Raw genomic sequence first — 19,265 nt, 5'->3', positions numbered from 1 at the left:
AATTTTAGCGTTTTATTTCAATTATTTAAGAAATTTTTTGCATTGCTTGTTCAAATTTGGTTTGACATTTCCACTTCCCTGCACCTTATTAAATTTAGTTTGGTCATACCAAAAGGCGTTAGCTTAGTGTTCGATTTCACATTTACCGATGGGCGACCCATTTCCGCGGGCATGTACATCAACGGCCGTTGGATAATGCGTGATTCCAGTGCGGCAATTGAAGTCGAAAATCCTGCGACCGAGGCCATTTTGGCAACGATCATCGAAGGAACCGAGGAAGACGCTGTCACCGCTCTTAAATCCGCCCAGGCAGCACAACCCGCGTGGGCCGCGTTGCCCGCAATTGAACGTGGTAAAGCGGTAGCTGCACTGGCAGATGAAATTGAAACAAATCAGGATGCGTTGGCACGGCTGGTGAGCCTTGAGCAAGGCAAACCTCTGGCCCACGCACATGATGAAATTGGTGCGACGCAGACTTTCTTGCGCTACGCGGCTGAAAACGCGCGGCGGATTGTGGGCGACATCGTCACATCCGACAATACCTGTGAGGAAATCCACATTCGCCGCCATCCCTATGGTGTTGTGGTCGGCCTGACAGCCTGGAACTACCCTTCCGCGCTGGCTGCTCGAAAGCTTGGCCCTGCGTTGGTTGCAGGCAACACGTTCGTCTTGTTGTCCCACGAGGCAACCCCCCTTTCAGGTCTTGCCTTGGCAGCGTTAAGTGAAAAAGTCGGCATTCCTGCCGGGGTCTTCAACGTCGTCACCGGACGCGGTCGCGTTGTCGGAGAAACCCTGGTCAAGAGCCAGCTTTCCAATCTTGTTACCATGACTGGCAGCACCCGTGCCGGTCAGGAGATCTATCGGGCCAGCGCAGATCTTATCAAGGTCGTCCGGCTGGAACTCGGCGGCAAGGCCCCTTTCATTGTCATGGAGGATGCCGACATAGACGCCGCAGTCAGCGCAGCTGTCGCAGCCCGTTACACCAATTGCGGACAGATCTGCACCTGCAACGAACGCATGTATCTGCATCGCGGGATCGCGGACGAATTTCTCGAAAAGTTCGTCCAGGCTTCCAAAGACCTGACCATCGGTGACCCGCTGAGTCCAGTTGATCTAGGACCCAAAGTGAGCCGGTTTGAGCGTGACAAGGTCGCACAGATCGTCGCCACCAGCATCAATGCCGGCGCTGAGGTGCTTCTGGCAGGCGGCATCCTGGATAGCGGTCCTTATCAGAAGGGGCACTGGCTTGCGCCGACCGTTCTGGAAACCAAGAACAACAGCCTGCCGGCAATACGCGACGAGGTATTCGGACCGGTGGCAACCGCGATGCGGATCGACAGTTTTGAGGAAGCTATACAACTGGCCAACGATACCCAGTTTGGCCTCTCGGCTTATCTCTTCACCAATAACTACAAAAGACTGGCACGTGCACCCTACCTCCTGAAATTCGGCGAACTCTACCTCAACCGGTCGAATGGCGAAGCCGTTCAAGGTTTCCATACCGGTTGGGGCATGTCCGGACTTGGAGGTGAAGACGGCCGCTATGGCTTCGACAACTATCTGCGCAAGCAGACAGCTTATCTGAATTGGGGTTAGCGCCTCATAGAAGCGGCCCGGAGGATTTTGGCCGCACCTTTGTGGAGGAAAAAATGAAACGTACTCTCTTGATGGCAACTGCCGTTGCAATCGGCGCGATGACGACAATGGCATCGGCATCCGGACTTCCGCCGCTGGAGCAAAAAGACCGCTACAAGGTCGGGTTTGCGCAGATGGAATCCAACAACCCCTGGCGCATCGCGGAAACCAAATCCTTCCACGACACCGCTGACAGCTGCGGCTGGGATCTTATTGCGACCGATGCAGCAGGCTCTGCCGCAAAGCAGGTGGCCGATGTCGACAGCATGATTGCTCAAGGCATCGACGTCCTGTTCTTGCCCCCGCGCGAGGAAAAGCCACTCATTCCTGCAGTGAAGAAAGCCAAAGCTGCCGGCATACCGACATTCCTCGTTGACCGTTCTGTCGACCCGAATGCAGCCAAGCCTGGCGAAGACTTCGTTGCCTTCCTTGGTTCGGACTTCATTGATCAGGGCCGCAGAGTCGCCGAGTGGACAATCGAAAACTTCGAGGGCGACAAGGGTGTCATCGTTCAGCTGGAAGGCACGACTGGATCTTCACCGGCCAACGACCGCAAGAAGGGTTTTGACGATCGCATTACGCAAGATAGCCGCTTTGAAATTGTTGCATCCCAGTCAGGCGATTTTGCGCGCGACCTCGGACGCCAGGTCATGGAGACACTGCTTCAGGCTCATCCGGACGTGAACATTGTCTATGCCCACAACGACGAGATGGCGATTGGCGCTATTCAGGCACTCGAACTGGCAGGCCGCAAGCCTGGTCAGGATGTTCTGGTCGTCTCGATCGACGGGACCCGGGACGCTTTGCAGGCGATCATCGACGGAAAGATGGGCGTCACCGTTGAAAGCTCACCTTTCTTCGGACCGCTCGCTTGCGAAACCATGAAGCGTTACGCCGCTGGCGAAACCATCGAACCATGGGTTCAGGTGAAAGACCGCATTTTTACTCCCGAAAATGCAGCGAAGCACATCGACGAGGCCTACTGAACCCCGCCTGCCGGAAGGGACATCCCTTCCGGCATTTTCTTGAATTCTGAAATCCGAACTGGAGTGGATATGGCGCCGCTATTAGCCATGTCTGGGATAAAGAAGCATTTCGGTGGGGTGCCAGCACTCAGACGCGCTTCGCTTGAAATCGAACCGGGAGAAGTCCACGCCCTGATCGGTCAAAATGGTGCGGGCAAATCCACCCTCATCAAGATTCTGACCGGCCTTTACAGGCGCGACGAGGGCGACATCGAATTCGCCGGAGCACCCAGTCACCTGACCTCTCCCAGAGAAGCACAGGAAACCGGCATCGCGACGATTTATCAGGAACTGAACCTGGTGCCGCTGCGTTCTGTCAGCGAAAATGTCGTCATGGGCCAGGAGCCCAGATCGCTCGGCTTTCTCATCAACTGGCCTGAAGCCCACAGGCGAACCCGTGAAATTCTCTCGCGCTTTGGCATCGACATCGATGTGACCGCGCCTCTGGGCAGTTATTCGACTGCAATTCAGCAGCTTGTCGCGATTGCCAGGGCGGTTTCCATGGATGCCAAACTTGTCATCATGGACGAACCGACATCTTCGCTCGACAGTTCTGAGGTTGAAATCCTGTTCAGTGTCGTGCGCGAGCTCAAGTCATCTGGCGTCTCGGTTCTCTATGTGTCCCACTTCCTGGATGAATTGTTCCAGATCTGCGATCGCGTCACCATCATGCGCGACGGACAGACGGTCGGGTGCGAGACGATTGCAGACACCTCAAAACTGGACCTCATCGCTGCCATGCTCGGACGCGATGCAGAAGAAATTGCTGCGGAAGGTCTGACAGAGCTTTCAGGCGGCAAACAGGACTTTGAAGAAATCGTGCTTCAAGTGGACAAGGTCTCAACCGGACCCCGCCTGACCGATTTTTCCATGACCCTTCACCGCGGCGAGATCGTCGGCCTTGGTGGCTTGCTCGGCGCAGGCAGAACGGAAGCCGCCCGTTCCATCTTCGGACTGGATGCCCTGACCAGCGGTGACATGCATCTGAAAGGTGCGCCATACGAGCCCACAGAACCGGCCGAAGCCATCAAGGCCCGGATCGGATTTCTGACGGAAGACCGCAAGGCGGAAGGCATCATCCCGCATATGTCGGTGCGGGAGAACCTGACGCTGGCCCTGCTTCCGCACCTTCGAAAGAGCGGACAGATTGATCTCGAGCGCGAAAAGGCGCTTGTCGAAGACTTCATCAAACAGCTCGGGATCAAGACGGCCCATATGGATCAGCCGATCCGGGAGTTGTCCGGCGGCAACCAGCAAAAGGTGCTCCTTGCACGCTGGCTGGCGACCAAGCCCGACATCCTCATTCTGGATGAACCAACGAGGGGGGTCGATGTCGGCGCAAAACGCGAGATCCAGACCATCATCCGGAACTTTGTCGATGAAGGTCACGCGGTTATTTTGATCAGTTCCGAATTCGAAGAGCTGGTCGAAGGCGCCAATCGCATTGTTGTGATGCACGAAGGCAAGGCCGTTTCAGAGCTCACCAACCCCGGCATCACCGAGAACGCGCTCGTCAGAGCCCTCGCACATCACGAGGAGCCTGCACCATGACCAGCCTCACGTCTGAAGAACCCATGCGAACAGATTTCACGAACCGGTTGAAGCAGCATGGAGGGCTTGTTGCCCTGGCACTCATTCTGATCTTCAACATCCTCGTCACGCCAAATTTCCTGCAGGCGCAGACACTGGCCGTCAACATCTCCCAGGTGGCAACAATTGCGATTGTCGCAATGGGCATGACATTGGTGATAGCGACCGGTGGCATTGACCTGTCTGTCGGCGCTGTCATGGCACTGAGCGGTGCGCTTGCACCGCTCATATTCCTTTCCGATTTCGGCACCACCTACCCGGTACTGGGACTTCTGGCTGCGCTTTTCTTTCCACTCGTCGCAGCTCTTGTCTGCGGATTGTTCAACGGCGCTATCGTCGCTGTCTTGAAGGTTCAACCGATTATCGCAACGCTGATCCTGTTCATTTCAGGCCGCGGCATTGCCCAGGTACTGACCAACGGCAATCTTCAGACCTTTTCCAATCCCGAGTTCAGTTACCTCGGCACGGGAAAGATCCTAGGCTTTCCGTTTCAGGGCTGGCTGGCAATCGCAATTGCATGCTTGCTGTTCTGGCTGGTCAACAGGACCATTTTCGGCCGTTACCTGCTTGCGATCGGTGGCAATGAACGCGCCGCAAAACTCTCCGGCGGACCTGTTCGCCGGGTCAAGATCGGTGCCTATGTCATCTGTTCGGTTCTGTCCGGCCTCGCGGGACTTATCGTTGTCGCCATCAACTCGGCCTCGGATGCAGCGCGCAACGGCAACCTGATGGAACTTGATGCAATCGCGGCAGCGGTTGTTGGTGGTGCGCTGCTTCAGGGTGGCAAGGCCCCGATCTTCGGCGCCATTCTTGGCGCCGTTATCATCCAGCTTGTCAAATACACGCTGCTTGCCAATGGCGTTGAAGACGAAGTCGCCCTGATTGCCAAAGCTGTGATCATTCTGGCTGCGGTCTACATCCAGCAAGCGCGAAAGGAATGATCCGTGCTTGATCAAAACGCTTTTGACCTGCGGAAATATATTTCCCGCAACCCGCAATCTGTCGCCGTCTGGATCGCGCTGATCGTTCTGATCGCGTTCGGACTGATGCGTTACGACAACTTCGGCAGCGCCTATAACATCACGTCGTTCCTGAACTACAACGCCATGTTCATCGCGATCTCGGTCGGCATGTGCTTCGTGATCCTGACCGGTGGCATAGACCTGTCGGTCGGTTCGGTTGCCGCATTCACGTCGGTCGTCGCAGCTTACCTCAGCCCATACGGGATCGAAGTTGCGATGCCCCTGGCAATCCTATCCGGTGTTGCCTTCGGTCTCTTCAATGCGATCTGCATCGTCTATCTGCGGATTCCTCCTTTCATCACGACGCTTGCGACGATGCTCGGCGCAAAGGGGGGCTCGCTCGTGATTTCCGGAGCGCAAACCATCTCGGTCGATTGGGGGTCCAACTTCACCAAGCTCGGCATGGAAAAGGCATTTGATGTTGTTCCCTGGACTATCGTGCTCGTCGCTATCCTGGTCGTGGCGCTCTGGATCGTGCTGGAAATGACAAGCATCGGCAGGACCATTCTGGCTGTTGGTGGCGGCGAAGACGCTTCCGTGATGATGGGGCTCAAGGTCAATCGAGCAAAGATTTTCGCCTATGCGCTGTCGGGTGGCTGCGCGGGTCTGGCCGGTGTTTTTCTCGCGTCCGGTTTCGGCGCCGGGCAGCCACTGGAAGGTGTCGGCTGGGAACTTTCGGCCATCGCCTCCGTTGTGGTTGGCGGCACGTTGCTGACCGGTGGACTGGGGTCCATACCGGCAACGGTTGCCGGGGCCTTGCTTCTTGGTCTTGTCTTTAACATTCTCAACTTTGAAAACGGTAAGGGGTGGATCAGCTTCAGTGCTTACTGGCAGATGGTTATCCGTGGTGCATTTCTCTTTGCGGTCATTTTGTTCCAGACCCGTGTGATGAACCGCAACACGGTTGTGGGGCAAGGCTGATGGCAGCAATCAAATCCATCGAGACAAAGCTCTTCCACGTTCCCCTGGCTGAGGTGCTGGTTGACGCGAAACACGGCACGCACACGCTGTTTGAACTCGTAACGGCAACGGTCACACTCGAGGACGGCTCCACCGGCACAGGTTACACCTACACCGGCGGCAAAGGCGGTCATGCCATAGCGGCCATGATCCACCATGACCTTGCACCGTTTCTGATCGGACAGGACGCCGCCTGTGTCGAGGGGCTTTATGACGGCATGCAATGGCATGTCCACTATGTCGCCAGAGGCGGCATCGCGTCCTTTGCCATCTCTGCGCTCGACATTGCCATGTGGGACATTCGCGGCAAATCCCGCGAGTGGCCATTGTGGAAGCTTGCCGGCGGAGCAGACAGTTCCTGCAAGGCCTATTGCGGCGGAATTGATCTGAATTTTCCGTTGCCAAAGTTGCTCGACAGTGTTCAGAGCTACCTCGATCGCGGCTTCAACGGCGTCAAGATCAAGATCGGGCAACCCACGCTTGAGGAAGATGTCGAGCGTGTGGCCGCGGTCAGGAACCTGATTGGCCCCCACGTTGCCTTTATGGTCGATGCAAATTATTCAATGTCCGTCGACGAGGCGATCAAGGCTGCAAAAGCCTTTGCACCCTTCGACCTGCTGTGGTTCGAGGAGCCCACCATTCCCGATAACTACAAGGGATATGGCCAGATCGCAGACGCAACGGGCATGTCCCTCGCAATGGGCGAAAACCTGCACACGATCCATGAATTTGAATATGCCTTCGACCAGGCGAAACTGAGCTTTGTCCAGCCGGATGCGTCCAATTGCGGTGGCATTACCGGCTTCCTGCAAGTCGCGGATCTGTCCCGACAACATGGTGTGCCGATCTGCAGCCACGGAATGCAGGAACTTCATGTCAGTCTCGTATCTGCGCAGTCGAATGCAGGCTGGATCGAAGTACACTCCTTTCCGATTGACCAGTACACGCGGCAGCCGCTAGAGGTGAGAGATCATCTGGCGCGCGCACCGGAGATGCCGGGAATCGGCGTCAGTTTCGACTGGTCGCTACTCGCCCCCCATAAAGTGCTTACATTTCAGAGGCCAAAATGATCAGCCAGGCAGCCGTCTATCGCGGCGACAAGACCTTCTCACTTGAGCAAAAAAACGTTCAGCCACCGGGCCCCGGCGAGGTGCAGATCAAAGTCGCCTATTGCGGAATTTGCGGAACCGACTTGCATATCTTTCTCGGGCACATGGACAAACGTGTTGGCTTTGAAAGAACGATCGGCCACGAAATGTCGGGCACAATTTCGGCAACCGGCGAAGGTGTAACAGGACTTTCAACGGGGCAGCGCATTGTTGTCAGGCCCCTGGACCATTGCGGAGATTGTCCGGCCTGCAATGCAGGGCATGAGCACATTTGTCACAATCTCAAATTCATTGGCATCGATTCAGAAGGTGCCTTTCAGGAATACTGGAACGTACCGGCGCATACGATCCACGTTTTGCCCGAGGGCCTCGATCTTTCACATGCTGCTTTGATCGAACCACTGGCTGTTGCCTGTCACGACGTTGAGCGGGCCAAACTGGTCAAAGATGAAGATGTGCTCGTGATTGGCGGAGGCCCGATCGGTTTGCTGGTCGCGCTTGTCGCTCGCCAGGCGGGCGGCAATGTCGTCATCAGCGAAATCAGCGAAACCCGACTGGCCTATGCCGCAAAACTTGGCTTCAAGACCATCAACCCGAAAACCGAGGACCCGGTTGAAAAGGTCAACACGCTGACCGGAAACAAGGGGGCAGACGTTGTTTTTGAAGTTTCCGGCAGTCAGCCCGGTGTCGACCTAATGACGGCAGCAGCCGCCACACGGGGCCGGATTGTCATGGTTGCCATCCATGCAAGCAAACCGACGATCGACCTCTTTCAGTTTTTCTGGAGAGAACTTGAATTGTTTGGCGCGCGTGTCTACCGGCCAGAAGACTACGACACGGCCATGCGTCTCTTGAACGAGGGTGTCGTCGACTGCGCCTCCTTCATCACGGACATAAAACCGCTTGGAGAAATTCAGACTGCCTTCACGGCACTGACGCAGAACCCGAGTGCCATCAAATCAATGATCCAGATTGCCAGGGATTGAAAATGAGCGTTTTGGAAACTTTCAACCTTGCCGGCAAAACCGCGCTTGTCACCGGTGCAAAACGGGGTATCGGCAAGGCCATGGCCGTGGCACTTGCCGAAGCAGGTGCAGATATCGTTGCCGTCAGTGCAAGTCTCGAAGCCTCGGGCAGCGACGTAGAGCGAGAGGTAACGGCCCTCGGTCGGCAGTTTTCCGCGTATCAATGCGATTTCTCGGATCGGGCTGCCCTTAAATCCTTTATTGAAGCGGTCAAACGCAACCATCCGGTGATCGACATACTGATCAACAATGCCGGCACCATCAAACGCGCTCCGCTTCAGGACCACGGTGCCGATATCTGGGACGAGGTCATTGAGGTCAATCTGTCTTCCCAATTCATACTCACCCGTGAGATCGGCAAGGGCATGGTCGAAAGAGGATCAGGGAAGGTTATCTTCACTGCATCGTTGCTGACATTCCAGGGTGGTATCACCGTTCCGGGCTATGCTGCCTCGAAGGGTGGCATCGGGCAGTTGACCAAAGCCTTTGCAAACGAATGGGCAGCCAACGGCATTAACGTCAACGCCATCGCGCCGGGTTACATCGCGACAGACAATACGGAAGCTTTGCGGAACGATCCGGTCAGATCGAAATCGATCCTGGAGCGCATTCCGGCCGGACGGTGGGGCAAGGCAGAAGACTTTGCAGGCCCGGCTGTTTTTCTGGCGTCTCCAGCATCCGACTATATGCACGGTACCGTAATGACCGTGGATGGCGGCTGGATGGGCCGCTGACACCGTTTCAGGGATGTGGCTCGAGAGGCGACCTCTTTCCTGCCATGTCCCTGAGCCAGTGAACAACTCGCAACACCGCCGATGATCGCTGCACACCCTTTCGGTGCAGCAGATAAAGCGCTGACGAACTGTCCAGATGTGTCCTGGCAACCACGGCCAGCCTGCCGCTTTCCAGATCACGGCTGACGAGAAAACCGCTTGCGAGCGCTACCCCCTGTCCGGCAATAGCTGCATCGAGCGCCAGAGCTGTCTGGTTAAACCGCATGCCGCGCGCACCCTCACCGCTCCCAGTGTCACATTCGCGTAGAATGAGTGGCCATAAATCATGATCGTCATGCAGTCTCGGCAGCGCTGCGAGCTCCGATACGGACAACGGCAATTCGCAGTCCCTCACCAGCGAGGGTGCTGCCACGGCTAGAATGTCGTTTGAAAACAGCAGGTGTTCTTGAAGGCTGGCGCCGAAAGGCGGGCTGCCAAGGCGAACTGCCAGATCAATACCATCGGTGCGAAAGCTGGACACCTTGTCTGTTGCCATCACTCTGAGATCAATGTCCGGATGTGCCGCACTCAGGTCAGGCAGGTTTGGGATCAGCCACTTTGCTGCAAAACTTGGGGGTACGCTGATGATCACACGTGCGCTGCCGGGTCGAAGATCCTCCATCGCCCCCCGCATCAAAGCAAAGGCTTCAGATATCCGGCCATGAAAGCTGCGCCCGGCGGACGTGAAAGACAATCCCTTCGAGTGCCTCTCGAACAGCATCACCCCGAGCCCGGCTTCCAGCGCTCTGACCTGTTGTGCCACAGCCCCTTGCGTGACACCAAGTTCCTGCGCAGCAGCTCGAAAATTGAGATGCCGGCCGGTTGCCTCAAAGGCTTTAAGCCCGTTCAGGTTCGGTAACTGAGATAACATGTCAATAGTTTTTCTACATTCACAACGCGCGAAACATAGCTCGTAAACGCCGGAAATGCGAGATACTTTGCCAGAAACAGGTCAAAGGAGCGCAATTATGACTGTAGAAAAAGTAGCCCTCATTACAGCTGGCGGCAGCGGCATGGGCGCGGATGCTGCAAAACAGCTCGCGCAAGATGGATTCAAGATTGGTATCCTGTCTTCTTCCGGGAAAGGCGAACGTCTCGGCCAGGAACTGGGAGGGTTCGGTGTGACCGGCTCAAACCTGGAAACCGGTGACCTGCAGCGTCTGGTCGATGGCGCCATGGAGCGTTATGGACGCGTCGATGTGCTGGTCAATTCAGCAGGTCATGGACCAAAGGGCCCCGTCCTGGAAATCTCCGACGACGACTGGCACAAGGGCATGGATGTCTACTTGTTGAATGCAATCCGCCCGACACGCCTCGTGACGCCCATCATGCAGAACCAAGGCGGCGGCAGTATCATCAACATTTCCACGTTTGCGGTGTTCGAACCCGACCCTCTGTTTCCGACATCAGCCGTCTTCAGGGCAGGTCTTGCGGGTTTCACGAAACTGTTTGCCGACAAATACGCAGCCGACAACATTCGCATGAACAACGTCCTGCCCGGCTTCATTGACAGCCTGCCGGAAACAGAAGACAGGCGTGCACGTATCCCTATGGGCCGCTACGGTCGTGCCCAGGAAGTGTCGTCACTTATTTCATGGCTGGCCTCGGAAGGCGGCACCTATATGACAGGACAGAACCTTCGCATAGATGGTGGCCTTACCCGGTCTGTCTAGGCTGCCTAAGGCCGCACCGGCTCATCAGGTCATCACATCGGGGGCGGTTCGGCCGGTATAATGTGTCAACCTGCTGAGCTCTGCGACCGCCTCTGCGATGTCTTTCAGCGCGGCCTGTGTCTCAACGCCAAGATCGCCATCCGTCGGTGCATAGCGTTCCAGGTAAACGCGCAAAGTCGCGCCTTCCGTTCCCGTGCCGGACAAACGCAAGACACCGCGCCCGCCGCCCGCAAACCAGATCCGGATCCCCTGATTGTTGCTGACGGAACCATCGACGGGATCCTGATAGGAAAACTGGTCGGCAGCAGTCACCTGGCAGTTGCCCGCGGTCTTGCCCTCAAGCTCTGGCAGTCTGGCAATTATGTCGGCCATCATCTCCTGTGCGGCGTCTGCACTGACAGCCTCGTAGTCGTGACGCGAATAGTAGTTCCGGCCATAAGTTGCCCAATGATCTTCAAGAATATCACTGACGGAAACGGCACGTTCCGCCAGTATGTTGAGCCAAAGCAGAACAGCCCAAAGACCATCCTTTTCCCGAACATGGTCCGAACCGGTGCCTGCGCTTTCTTCACCGCATAATGTGACCCGTCCGCCATCGAGCAGATTGCCGAAGAATTTCCATCCCGTGGGCGTTTCATAGCAACCGATGCCAAGTTTTTCCGCAACCCGGTCACAGGCCGAACTCGTCGGCATGGATCGTGCAACTCCTGCAAGTCCGGCGGCATAACCCGGCGCACGTTGTGCGTTGGCTGCCAGAACGGCCAGACTGTCGGACGGCGTGACGTAGATACCTTTGCCAAGAATCATGTTGCGGTCGCCATCACCGTCGGATGCGGCGGCGAAATCCGGACCATGCTCAGACATCACCAAGTCAACCAGCGGTTTCGCCCAAATCGGGTTTGGATCAGGGTGCCCCTTGCCGAAATCGACCGAGGGAACCGCGTTGATAACGGAACCGGCAGGCGCTCCCAGTTCGTCTTCCAGGATTGCCTTGGCATAGGGGCCGGTCACGGCATGCATGGCATCAAAGCGCAAGGTGAAACCGCCGGCAATCAGATCCCGGATCTTGCCGAAATCGAACAACTGCCGCATCAGCTCCGCATAATCCTTTACCGGGTCGACCAACTCGACTGTCATGGATCCCAAGGACTGCTCTCCGAGCCTTTCCAGGTCCAGATCATCCGTTTCCAGCGTGTGATATTCCGCAATTTTTGAGGTCTCTTCAAAGATCGCTGCCGTCACGCTTTCCGGAGCCGGTCCACCGTTCGAAATATTGTATTTCAGTCCGAAATCTTCGTCGATCCCGCCGGGATTGTGACTTGCCGACAAGATCAGACCACCGTTTGCCTTGCGTTTTCGAATGAGGTTCGATGCAGCTGGTGTTGACAGCAATCCGTTCTGACCAACGATTGCTCGTGCGGCTCCGTTTGCAGCGGCAATGCGCAGGATTGTCTGAATGGCCTCGGCATTGAAGAAACGCCCGTCTCCACCCACAACCAGTGTCTTGCCTTGCACACCGTCAATCGCATTGAAGACGGATTGAACGAACGTCTCCACATATCCAGGTTCCATGAAGATACGGGTCTTTTTCCTCAAGCCGGAAGTGCCTGGCTTTTGACCTGAAAAAGGTGTGCAGGAGCGTGTCACTTTGGACATGGTTCCAGTCCTTTCTGTTCGTTCTCATGGATTGAATTGCGTGTGGGGGGCATCAGATCTCGAAGCCGCGCAGGAGACGCGGCTACGGGAAATTGTTCTATTGGGACCGGGAGCCTCCGACGCCAGTTTGGATGCTGGTTGATCGTACCAGGAAGGTTTTGCGCTTCCGTGACACCAAACAGGTCATCCAGTTGAATGGCAATCATTGCAGCTTGTGATCCTGCAAGACCGGCATGAATGGTATCGCCAATTCGACCGGTATCCATATTTGCGCCCAACTCACAAAGCCTGCGCAGGCCATTGCGCTGATGCGCACGCACCCCGTGACGATCATGCGCCTCGTTGGCATTGAGCCAGCCGATTTCGCGCCACCAGTCAATATCAATTCCGTGCCAGAAGCCTGCCATCGTGGGTGTGTCATGAGTGCCGAAACAAGCAAGACTGAAGGGACGAAGATCCTGTGATGCGACCAGTTGCTCCTGATCGTCGGTTTCATACTGCCAGACCGCATAGCTATAGAGCCCGGCCTTGTTCAAGCCCTCCCGGAAGCCATCCGGCACCAGACCAAGATCCTCACCGACAACAACGCAGCCGTTTCGGCAGGCTTCGATTGCAATCACCGCCAGAAGTGCCTCAAAGGGTTGCGAAACATAGCCACCGGGACTGCCGTCATCCGGAAGCCAATAGCTTCGCAGAAGCCCAAGTGCGTGATCTATACGAAGCAGTCCGCACTTGTTCATCAACGACCCAAGCATGGACCTGAGCGGTTGATAATGGTTGGCTGAGAGCTTGTTCGGCGCATGCGCGGCCAGATCCCAGGATTGGCCCTTCGGGCTTAAGTGATCAGGAGGAGCACCAATGGAGATCCCTTCGGCAATCGTATTGCCGTTCGTCCAAACTTCAGCACCGCCTCGGCGCGGTCCGACGGCAAGATCCAGATAGAGGCCGAGCCGCATGCCGCTCGACGTGGCACTTTGCTGTGCGGCTCCAATCTGCTCTTCCGCGCGCCATTGCATCCATTTGTGAAACGTCGCGCGCTCCCCAGCCTCCAACTGCGATTGTCTTCCCGGAGCTTGAAGCGCCTTCGGCCACCTTTGGAAAGCCTCACCATGCTTCTCGCTCAAGGCTTCGAATGTCGCAAAATCATTCAGCGCTTCGCCGGAAGCCTCACAAAAGGCTCGAAACTCGGCCTGCTCTGCTTCAGAACTTTTCTGAGCGAAGACAGCATATTCTGTTTCCAGAACAGCGCGGTGCATCGCTCGGAATTCTGCATAGTCGATCAGCTCCTCCCGCGGTCCGGGCCCAAGATCACTGGCTGCTGACAGATGATCGGTGTTGAAAAAGCCGCGATGCGTCGGAGAATACGGGCTGATCGTTTCTGCAGCGGCCCAACCGAGCGCGTGGATGGGATTGATACCGAAGAACTGCGCCCCGCTTCTCCCAAGAGCCGCGGCTGCGACACCAAGATCAGAATAGTTTCCGAGCCCGCCGTTGGTCCGTGATCTGAGGCCATAAAGCGCGCCGCACACGCCCCAGCAGCGATTGCTGCCGGCAGTCTCTGAAAGGTTTGGTGCGTGTGAAGGTGGAGACATCATGAACAGGTCTTCAGCCCAGCCCTCACCTGCAGCGTGAAGCAAAAAATAGCCGACCGGCAAATCGGAGATCGAAATGGCCGTACTGCTTGTTCCTGTCTGAACTTCATCACCATCTTCGGTGACAATGCTCCAGTCACACCGGGTTGGAACGGCAATGCTGGTTGAGCTGCCTGCCTCCAAAACCAATTCTTGAGGCAGTTTGCGACCGTGCCTTGACGCTTGGCTTTCCGCCAAGGCTTCGGACACCTCGGCATCCGTTGCGGTCGAAATTCCAAGCCCGCCGAGAAGTGCCCGAAGGGTTGGTGGCTCTGCTTCCAGCTTTTGACCCGCAAGGTTTCGGAATTCAAGATAAACGCCGGATTCCCGCGCCAACGCCTGCAACTTGACGTCCGCGCTCATCATGCACCCTCATGACTGCGCAGCGTGAAGGCGGCAACCGATTGCGGAGCAACCAGCACGCTCGCACCCGTCACGGGTTCGGCGACCTGTATGTCCGACGAACTGTTGATCTCCCAGATCCATTGCCCGGAACCGCTGTCAGGCAAGACCAGCTCCAGGTCTCGTGGCTTCCGATTAAAGGCAAGCAAAACCTCATCTTCGGACTGAAGACCGGCAGAACATTCGGCACACCCGCGCAGCAGCAGGCACAAACTGGAAAGGCCGGGGTCGCGCCAATTTAGCGCCGATCCATCAAAATCCCGCCATTCCACATCAGGTCTGCCATCGGTCGTGCGGCTCATACCGTGCAGAAAACTGTTCTGTCGGACGGCCGCATGTCTGCGGCGGAAACCGGAGAGAGCCGATGTAAATTCGATCAGTCCATCATCAAGCGACTGCCAGTCGATCCAGCTCGTCGCGTTGTCCTGACAATAAGCATTGTTATTGCCATCCTGACTGTTACCGCCCTCGTCACCTGCCAGGATCATCGGCGTTCCCTGCGACAGCAGCACCGTGGCCAGGATGTTGCGAACCCTTTGGCGTCGAGCCTCGACAATGACCGTATCGTCGCTCGTCCCCTCAACGCCGAAATTGTCGCTGTAGTTGCTTTGGTGGCCATCGCGATTGTTTTCGCCGTTTGCTTCGTTGTGGCGCTTCACATAGCGCGTGGTGTCAGCAAGCGTGAAACCGTCATGAGCCGCTGCAAAATTGACCGATGACCAGCTGCGCCGCCCTCCTGAGTCAAAAAGATCGGCCGACCCCAGCAGCGCTGAGCCCAGATCCTGCGCGCTATGCCCGTCACCTCGCCAGAAACGGCGAACCGTATCCCGATACCGGTCGTTCCACTCGGCAAAGGGGGGTGGAAACTTGCCAAGCTGGTATCCCCCCGGACCGACATCCCAGGGTTCGGCAATCAGCTTGACGCCCGCAAGAACGGGGTCTTGCCGCAGAGAATCCAGAAAACCACCGTGCATATCGAAGCCATGTCTTTCACGGCAAAGACTGACGGCAAGATCGAACCGGAACCCGTCGACGCCCATCGTCTGAACCCAGAAACGCAAACTGTCCATGACCATGCGCAGCACGAACGGATGACTCACGTTCAATGTGTTCCCACATCCCGTATCATTGACGTAGTAACGGCGTTGGCCGTCCAGGAGCCTGTAGTAAGACGCATTGTCCAGCCCCCGAAAACTGAGTGTTGGGCCCAGATGATCGCCTTCTCCGGAATGGTTGTAGACCACATCGAGGATCACCTCTATCCCGGCCTCGTGGAACCGGTCCACCATCGCTCGAAACCCGAGGACCCCTGAAGGTCCGAAGTAGCGCGGTTCGGGTGCGAAAAACCCGATTGTGTTGTATCCCCAGTAGTTGACGAGCGATCGCGCCTGAAGTGCGCCTTCTGACTTCAGGGCCTGAACAGGCAACAGCTCGACAGCGGTGACACCCAGTCTGGTGAGGTGCTCCAGAAAGGCCGGAGAGGAAAGACCGTCATATGTTCCGCGCAGCGTTTCTGCCACTGCGGGATGTAGCTTGGTTGTCCCCTTCACATGGGCTTCATAGCAAAACGCATCGTCCCAACCACGGCCCAGCGTTTTGGCATCAGTTAGGAAACTTAGCGGGTCCGAAACCACTGATTTGGGAACATGCGGAGCGCTGTCCCGGTCATCAAAAGATAGATCCACCTGCGGAGAGCCTACTTGATACCCGAAAGTGGATGGGTGCTCGGAAAAGAGGCCGTGGAACTCCCGGGTGTAGGGATCGAGCAGCAACTTGTTCGGATTGAACCGATGTCCGTTTTCCGGGGTGTACGGACCCTCAACCCGATAACCGTACAGCGTGCCGGGCTTTAGGCCTGGCAGATAGCCATGCCAAACAGAGCCAGTTCGTTCTGGCAGATCAATCCTTTGCAGCTCGTGCAGCCCATCCGCTGAAAAGATGCACAGTTTCACTCGCGTGGCATTTTCCGAGAAGACGGCGAAATTGGTACCGTCTCCATCAAAATGCGCGCCAAGACGATGCGGACTGCCTGGCGCAATTTCCAGGGCGACCCGGCATTGATCATTCATTCAGCGAGTTCTCCGTAAAGGTTCGCATAGGCTTGAGCCGACTGTTCCCAATCCACCGGCTGTCGCATCGCCGCCCGCTGCATGGATTGCCAGGCGGTCTTGTTGGAATAACAGCTCACAACCCGGTCGATGGCCGCTTGGACACCAGCAACGCTGACATCTCCGAAGACAAAACCTGTGGCGCATTTTGCGGCAAGCGCCGCTGCATTGGCATCGATCACGGTGTCGGCCAGACCACCCGTACGAGCAACGACCGGCAAAGTTCCATAGCGCAGTGCGCAAAGCTGGGTCAATCCGCACGGCTCGAACCGCGAGGGAATGAGAATGGCGTCGCTGCCACCTTGCAGCAGATGCGCAAGGCCTTCGTCGAAACCAATATGGACACCCACATTTGACGTGAATGTACCGGCCGCCTCGCGGAACGCATCTTCAAGACCTGGTTCGCCTGTCCCCAGAACTGCCAATTGCCCACCACGCGCCACAATGTGCGGCACGGCTCCTGCAAGAGCATCCAGTCCTTTTTGGTGTGTCAGGCGACTGATTACGCAAAAAAGCGGCCCGTCGCACTTCGGATCAAGCCCGAGGCGTTCGCTGATCTCTTTGCGGTTTGTGTCCTTGCGGCGCAGGCTCCGGCTGTCATAGGTGGCGGCAAGCGCTGTGTCGTCCGCAGGGTTCCAGATGTTCGTATCAATGCCGTTCAAAATGCCCGAAAGACTATTTGCGCGCGCGTGCAAAACACCATCAAGTCCCATGCCGAAATGAGGTGTCAGGATTTCACGGGCATAAGTCGGACTGACCGTCGTGATCCTGTCGGCAAACATCATGCCGCCTTTCAAAAACCCGACGTCGCCATAATATTCCAATCCATCCGGGTTGAACCAGTCGGCACGCAAGCCAAGCTCGTTCAGAACATGTGCCCCGTACCGTCCCTGAAAAGCAATGTTATGGATGGTCAGAACCGACTTCGGCCCCGCGCGACCTTCCTGTTTCAGATAGACCGGCGCAAGTGCAGCCTGCCAATCGTGCGCGTGAACGACATCGGGACGCCAGTCGCCCAACCCATCAAAGCTGATGCGAGCTGCCGCCTGCGCCAATGCCGCAAATCTTTGATGGTTGTCCGCCCAATCCGCTCCGTTCTGGTCGGTATAGGGTTGGCCCGGGCGATCGAACTGGCGCGGCGCATCCAGCAGTAGCAACGTAATGCCTTTGGCCTTCACCTGAACCAAACGACCGGCCCCGCCTGGAAGATCGCCAAAACTGGCGACCTCCTTGCCCTTGGCAACGAGCGGCTGCAAAGACGGATAGGCCGGCAGGACCGTGCGGCAGTCGATACCGACCTGCGCGAGCGCCTGCGGCAGGGCGCCAACCACGTCAGCCAACCCTCCAGTCTTCACGAACGGAGCGCACTCCGAAGCCACCATCAAGACATTCATGTCATGTTTCCAGTCGATCGATCATGGATTGCGTGATCAGACATATGCCCTGTTCGGTCCGTCTGAAACGCTTGGCATCAAGTTCGGGGTCTTCGCCCACGACCAGACCTGGCGGAACTTTCACACCACGGTCCAGAACCACATCTTTCAGATAGGCACGCCGACCGACTTCGCTGTATGGCAACGCAACAACGCCTTCCAGCTCGGCATAGGAGTGCGTTTTGACGCCTGTGAAGAGCAAGCACCTGTAGAGCGAGGACCCTGACACAATACAGCCTCCGGAAACCATCGAAGATACGGCCTGTCCGCGCCTGCCTTCTTCGTTGTGAATGAATTTCGCCGGGGGCGACAGTTCCGAATAGGTCCAGATCGGCCAGTCATTGGCATATATATCGAGCCCAGGCGTAAAATCCGTGAGATCGATATTGGCCTGCCAATAGGCATCTATCGTCCCGACATCACGCCAATAGGGCTTGGATTCCAGACCGGACATCACGCAGGAGCGACCGAACGGATGAGCCATGGCTCCACCCTCGGCAACGATCTGCGGAATAATGTCCTTGCCGAAGTCGTGACTGGAACTTGGATCGATGGCGTCTTTCAGAAGAAGTTCATAGAGGTATTCTGCGTCAAAAACGTAGATCCCCATGCTCGCCAACGCCTTTTCGGGATCGCCAGGCATCGCTGGCGGATCAGCCGGCTTTTCAACGAAGTCCAGAATATTGTCAGCCTCGTCAACGGCCATGACGCCAAATCCCTTGGCCTCCTCCCGCGGCACTTCCAGACATCCGACCGTCACTTTCGCCCCGGTCCGCACATGCTGCTCGATCATGATCGAGTAGTCTTGCTTGTAGATATGATCGCCGGCCAGAACGAGAATATATTTTGGATCATAACTCCGAATGATCTTGATGTTCTGGTTCACCGCGTCGGCGGTTCCCTTGTACCAGTTCTCTTCATCAAGCTGTTGCGATGCCGGCAGAATATCGAGAGACTCATTGCGTTCGGCACGAAAGAAACTCCAGCCGCGCTGAATATGCCGGATCAGGCTGTGGGCCTTGTATTGTGTCGCAACACAGATCCTTCGAACACCTGAATTGACCGCATTGGACAGGGCAAAGTCGATGATGCGTGTCTTGCCGCCAAAATAGACCGCCGGTTTTGCCCGGATATCGGTCATTTCCTTGAGCCGGCTGCCACGGCCGCCTGCAAGCACGTAGGCAAGTGTTTGCTGTGCCAGTCTGTGTCTGTCCTGTTCCATC

The 19,265-nt window shown here is 56.6% G+C and carries 15 protein-coding genes; 9 read left to right on the top strand and 6 right to left on the bottom strand.

The features are described 5' to 3' along the window. The first annotated feature begins 195 nt into the window (after positions 1-195). From FIV00_RS08060 to FIV00_RS08025, 8 genes are all read left to right on the top strand, one after another. Positions 196-1,596: an aldehyde dehydrogenase family protein gene (locus tag FIV00_RS08060; protein ID WP_247649358.1), complete on the top strand. Its 1,401-nt coding sequence runs from the start codon at positions 196-198 to the stop codon at positions 1,594-1,596. 53 nt (positions 1,597-1,649) lie between these two features. After that, entirely contained in the window at positions 1,650-2,621 is a 972-nt protein-coding gene (locus tag FIV00_RS08055; protein ID WP_152500261.1) for an ABC transporter substrate-binding protein, read from the top strand. 69 nt (positions 2,622-2,690) lie between these two features. Then, positions 2,691-4,211: a sugar ABC transporter ATP-binding protein gene (locus FIV00_RS08050; RefSeq protein WP_209006856.1), complete on the top strand. Its 1,521-nt coding sequence runs from the start codon at positions 2,691-2,693 to the stop codon at positions 4,209-4,211. Next, positions 4,208-5,191, top strand: a complete 984-nt coding sequence (locus FIV00_RS08045; RefSeq protein WP_152500260.1) for an ABC transporter permease — start codon at positions 4,208-4,210, stop codon at positions 5,189-5,191. The genes FIV00_RS08050 and FIV00_RS08045 overlap by 4 nt, the downstream gene beginning before the upstream one ends. A gap of 3 nt (positions 5,192-5,194) precedes the next feature. Beyond that, on the top strand, positions 5,195-6,193 hold the full coding sequence (locus FIV00_RS08040) for an ABC transporter permease (RefSeq protein ID WP_152500259.1): 999 nt from the start codon (positions 5,195-5,197) through the stop codon (positions 6,191-6,193). Beyond that, positions 6,193-7,302: a mandelate racemase/muconate lactonizing enzyme family protein gene (locus tag FIV00_RS08035; protein WP_152500258.1), complete on the top strand. Its 1,110-nt coding sequence runs from the start codon at positions 6,193-6,195 to the stop codon at positions 7,300-7,302. The genes FIV00_RS08040 and FIV00_RS08035 overlap by 1 nt, the downstream gene beginning before the upstream one ends. Continuing rightward, positions 7,299-8,327 carry a zinc-binding dehydrogenase gene (locus tag FIV00_RS08030; protein WP_152500257.1) on the top strand — a complete coding sequence of 343 codons (1,029 nt, stop codon included), beginning with the start codon at positions 7,299-7,301 and terminating at the stop codon, positions 8,325-8,327. Before FIV00_RS08035 ends, FIV00_RS08030 begins: the two co-directional genes overlap by 4 nt. 2 nt (positions 8,328-8,329) lie before the next feature. Continuing rightward, complete coding sequence (locus FIV00_RS08025; protein ID WP_152500256.1) at positions 8,330-9,100, top strand: SDR family oxidoreductase; 771 nt, start codon at positions 8,330-8,332, stop codon at positions 9,098-9,100. 7 nt (positions 9,101-9,107) lie between these two features. Here FIV00_RS08025 and FIV00_RS08020 read toward each other — a convergent pair whose 3' ends face one another. Continuing rightward, complete coding sequence (locus tag FIV00_RS08020) at positions 9,108-10,010, bottom strand: LysR substrate-binding domain-containing protein (protein WP_152500255.1); 903 nt, start codon at positions 10,008-10,010, stop codon at positions 9,108-9,110. A gap of 97 nt (positions 10,011-10,107) precedes the next feature. Here FIV00_RS08020 and FIV00_RS08015 point away from each other — a divergent pair, with 97 nt between their 5' ends. Then, complete coding sequence (locus FIV00_RS08015; RefSeq protein WP_152500254.1) at positions 10,108-10,812, top strand: SDR family oxidoreductase; 705 nt, start codon at positions 10,108-10,110, stop codon at positions 10,810-10,812. A 24-nt stretch (positions 10,813-10,836) separates the two neighbouring features. Here the strand turns inward: FIV00_RS08015 and FIV00_RS08010 are convergent, their stop codons facing one another. From FIV00_RS08010 to glgC, 5 genes are read right to left on the bottom strand one after another with little or no spacing between them, the layout of a single operon-like run. Then, on the bottom strand, positions 10,837-12,468 hold the full coding sequence (locus FIV00_RS08010; protein WP_152500253.1) for an alpha-D-glucose phosphate-specific phosphoglucomutase: 1,632 nt from the start codon (positions 12,466-12,468) through the stop codon (positions 10,837-10,839). After that, positions 12,456-14,465 (bottom strand): 4-alpha-glucanotransferase, encoded by a 2,010-nt coding sequence (gene malQ / locus FIV00_RS08005; protein ID WP_152500252.1) that lies wholly within the window; start codon positions 14,463-14,465, stop codon positions 12,456-12,458. The genes FIV00_RS08010 and malQ overlap by 13 nt, the downstream gene beginning before the upstream one ends. Further along, positions 14,462-16,570, bottom strand: a complete 2,109-nt coding sequence (glgX, locus tag FIV00_RS08000) for a glycogen debranching protein GlgX (RefSeq protein ID WP_152500251.1) — start codon at positions 16,568-16,570, stop codon at positions 14,462-14,464. The genes malQ and glgX overlap by 4 nt, the downstream gene beginning before the upstream one ends. Continuing rightward, positions 16,567-18,003, bottom strand: coding sequence for a glycogen synthase GlgA (gene glgA, locus FIV00_RS07995; RefSeq protein ID WP_152500250.1), 1,437 nt, complete (start codon positions 18,001-18,003; stop codon positions 16,567-16,569). Before glgA ends, glgX begins: the two co-directional genes overlap by 4 nt. Position 18,004: 1 nt before the next feature. Beyond that, on the bottom strand, positions 18,005-19,264 hold the full coding sequence (glgC, locus tag FIV00_RS07990; RefSeq protein ID WP_152500249.1) for a glucose-1-phosphate adenylyltransferase: 1,260 nt from the start codon (positions 19,262-19,264) through the stop codon (positions 18,005-18,007). Position 19,265 lies beyond the last annotated feature (1 nt).

Source organism: Labrenzia sp. THAF82, from assembly GCF_009363435.1.
GTDB classification, from domain to species: domain Bacteria; phylum Pseudomonadota; class Alphaproteobacteria; order Rhizobiales; family Stappiaceae; genus Roseibium; species Roseibium porphyridii.
This window is presented reverse-complemented; position numbering and strand designations above follow the sequence as displayed.

Bases quoted from the DNA above. Each gene is read 5' to 3' on its own strand.
- FIV00_RS08060 (WP_247649358.1), top strand. From the start codon at position 196: ATGCGTGATTCCAGTGCGGCAATTGAAGTCGAAAATCCTGCGACCGAG.
- FIV00_RS08055 (WP_152500261.1), top strand. From the start codon at position 1,650: ATGAAACGTACTCTCTTGATGGCAACTGCCGTTGCAATCGGCGCGATG.
- FIV00_RS08050 (WP_209006856.1), top strand. From the start codon at position 2,691: ATGGCGCCGCTATTAGCCATGTCTGGGATAAAGAAGCATTTCGGTGGG.
- FIV00_RS08045 (WP_152500260.1), top strand. From the start codon at position 4,208: ATGACCAGCCTCACGTCTGAAGAACCCATGCGAACAGATTTCACGAAC.
- FIV00_RS08035 (WP_152500258.1), top strand. From the start codon at position 6,193: ATGGCAGCAATCAAATCCATCGAGACAAAGCTCTTCCACGTTCCCCTG.
- FIV00_RS08030 (WP_152500257.1), top strand. From the start codon at position 7,299: ATGATCAGCCAGGCAGCCGTCTATCGCGGCGACAAGACCTTCTCACTT.
- FIV00_RS08025 (WP_152500256.1), top strand. From the start codon at position 8,330: ATGAGCGTTTTGGAAACTTTCAACCTTGCCGGCAAAACCGCGCTTGTC.
- FIV00_RS08020 (WP_152500255.1), bottom strand. From the start codon at position 10,010: ATGTTATCTCAGTTACCGAACCTGAACGGGCTTAAAGCCTTTGAGGCA.
- FIV00_RS08015 (WP_152500254.1), top strand. From the start codon at position 10,108: ATGACTGTAGAAAAAGTAGCCCTCATTACAGCTGGCGGCAGCGGCATG.
- FIV00_RS08010 (WP_152500253.1), bottom strand. From the start codon at position 12,468: ATGTCCAAAGTGACACGCTCCTGCACACCTTTTTCAGGTCAAAAGCCA.
- malQ (WP_152500252.1), bottom strand. From the start codon at position 14,465: ATGATGAGCGCGGACGTCAAGTTGCAGGCGTTGGCGCGGGAATCCGGC.
- glgX (WP_152500251.1), bottom strand. From the start codon at position 16,570: ATGAATGATCAATGCCGGGTCGCCCTGGAAATTGCGCCAGGCAGTCCG.
- glgA (WP_152500250.1), bottom strand. From the start codon at position 18,003: ATGAATGTCTTGATGGTGGCTTCGGAGTGCGCTCCGTTCGTGAAGACT.
- glgC (WP_152500249.1), bottom strand. From the start codon at position 19,264: ATGGAACAGGACAGACACAGACTGGCACAGCAAACACTTGCCTACGTG.